The 2,260-nt window shown below is 66.9% G+C and carries 3 protein-coding genes; all 3 read right to left on the bottom strand.

Going from position 1 to position 2,260, the window contains the following annotated elements; genetic code table 11:
- Positions 1-772: efflux RND transporter periplasmic adaptor subunit (locus CIC12_RS13945; RefSeq protein WP_168664687.1), on the bottom strand; the 772-nt coding region annotated here is incomplete at its 3' end.
- A complete protein-coding gene (locus tag CIC12_RS13950; RefSeq protein ID WP_168664688.1) occupies positions 769-978 on the bottom strand; it encodes a DUF1656 domain-containing protein in 210 nt (69 codons plus the stop codon). The genes CIC12_RS13950 and CIC12_RS13945, both read right to left, overlap by 4 nt.
- A 42-nt stretch (positions 979-1,020) precedes the next feature.
- A partial coding sequence (locus tag CIC12_RS13955) for an FUSC family protein (protein ID WP_168664689.1) occupies positions 1,021-2,260 on the bottom strand: 1,240 nt, incomplete at its 5' end.

Here is a 2,260-nt window from a genome sequence, read left to right on the forward strand (position 1 = left end):
GCGCGAGCCGCACCCAGCTGAACGCAGGATTCACGTTCGGCAGCAGATTCGAGCCTTGCGTGCGGTCGCGGTCCTCGATGCCGGCGACGATGCTCTGCACGTGCCCGCGCAAGGCGGCCGGCTCGCCCATCACCGTGATGTCGACCGGCTGGCCGATGTCGATGCCGCGCAGCTTGGTTTCCTCGAAATAGCCGTCGACGCGGAACGAATGCATGTCCACCACCGCGACCACCGCGCGGCCCGCCGCGACGAATTCGCCGGTGCGCGGCGCGCGGTCGTTCAGATAACCGTCGACCGGGCTCACGATCGTCGCGCGTTGCAGGTTCAGCCTCGCGGTGTCGATCGCCACGTTCGCATCGGCAAGCGCGGCTTCGCCCGCCTCGACGCGCGAGCGGCTTTCTTCCGCGACCTCGGCGGCGACCAGCTTGCCCAGCTTGCGGTTGCGGGCATCTTCCCGGCGCGCCTGATCGAGCGTCGCGCGCCGCTGCTGCGCGGTGGCCTGCGCCTGGCGCAGCGCGAGCGTGTAGCGGGCCTGGTCGATCACGAAGAGCACCTGGCCTTGCTTGACCTGCTGGTTGTCCACCACCTCGACCGACGAGATCAGCCCCGAGATATCCGGGGCGACCTGGATCACGTCGGCGCGTACGTGTCCGTCGCGGGTCCACGGCGCGAACATGTAATAGGCGACGAGTTTCCACAGCACGAGGGCTGCCACCACGACCACGATCAGGGTCAGCACAATCTGACCGACGGAGAACCAGGTTTTTTTCACGTTATTAGTCTGTGCGAAACGACAACGACAAGGCCCAGCACCAGCACATAGATGCCGAGATCGAAGATGGAGCGATGCCAGACGAAGCGGTAGAAACCGACGCGTCCGAGCACCGTGCGGATCATCAGGTTGATCAGATAGGCGATGAACATCAGCACGAGCACGGCCGGCACGAACACGCCGAAGATATCGATTTCACCGATCATCGCGGGAGTCAGGAAGATGGAACGGGTTGCAGGACGGGCCCATCAGACAGCGGCCTCCGGTTCGGGCGGCGTCGGTGACGTCAGCGTCGCCGGAAACAGCGAAAGACGCAAGCCGATCAGCGCGTGCAGCGCGTCGCGCAACTGGCGTGCCGAGGTTGGCGACGTGGCGGTGGGCGCCGCCGCGTTGGCGAGCCCCTGTGAGGTCACGCGCGCGACCGCGGCATCGATCGACCGCATCAGGCTCTCGGGTACCGGCTCGCGCTTGCGGTGGTCGACGCACGTCTCGTAGTAAGTACGCACGCCATCGAGAACGTGGGCGATCGCGGCCGGCGCTTCGCCGCCGAGTTTGTGGGTCAGGCGGCGCAGGTCGAGCGCGTTGAAGGCGATACGCAGATCGCGGAAGCTCTCGATCGACGGATGGCGATGATCGTCGGTGGCGGCCAGACGCGGAATTAGCTGCATCAGGCGGTCGAGCATGCGCGCGGCGAGATTGCGCGGGTCTTCGATTGGCCGCGTCGAGGCCGTCAGCGCGACGTCGGCCCAGCTCGAACGCAGGAGCCGCGAAGCGGCGAGTTCTGCGCCGAACGGGCGTGTCACGCGCGTCCACAGGTACGCGTACAGCAGGCCGGCCAGGCCCGCGAGATTGCTGTTCAGGAACGTGAGGAAGTTCGCGTCGTACGCGTCCTGAATGCTGATGAAGGTGGCGGTGTTCACTGCGACCAGCACGGTCGCCATGTTGAACTGCGGGCGCGGGATTAGCGTGCCCACAAGGATGAATGGCGCGGCGAACAGGATCACCAGCATCGGAAAGTCGTGCACGTGGGGCAGCACCGCGAACAGATAGACGCCCGCCGCGACCACGCTGAAGGCGGTCGCGACGAAAAAGCGCATCAGCATCGGTGCGGGTTCGTCGAGGGTCGCAAAGAAGCAGCAGGCCACCGCCGCGAGCGTCACCGCGCTGGCGCCGTCGTTCCAGCCCGAACTGATCCACAGGCTGCACGCGAGCACCACGGCGAGTCCCGCCGACACGGTGGCGAACAGCATGATGCCGCGGTCGTAGAAGCGCTGGGTGCCGCCGAGACGCCAGTGGCGGAAGTGCGGCCGCCACGAGCCTTCTTCGCGCGTGATGATGATGCGCAGCGAACGGCAGTCTTGCCACACGTCGATCACCTGCTTCATGCGCCACAGTGCGTTCGACAACAGCGCGCCGTCCCAGCCCGCGAGCGCGGCGGCGGGCGGGCGCATGGCCGCGATGCGCTCGCGCAGCGCGTCGGCGGTGGCG

This window comes from Paraburkholderia sp. SG-MS1 (genome assembly GCF_012275575.1).
GTDB lineage: Bacteria > Pseudomonadota > Gammaproteobacteria > Burkholderiales > Burkholderiaceae > Paraburkholderia.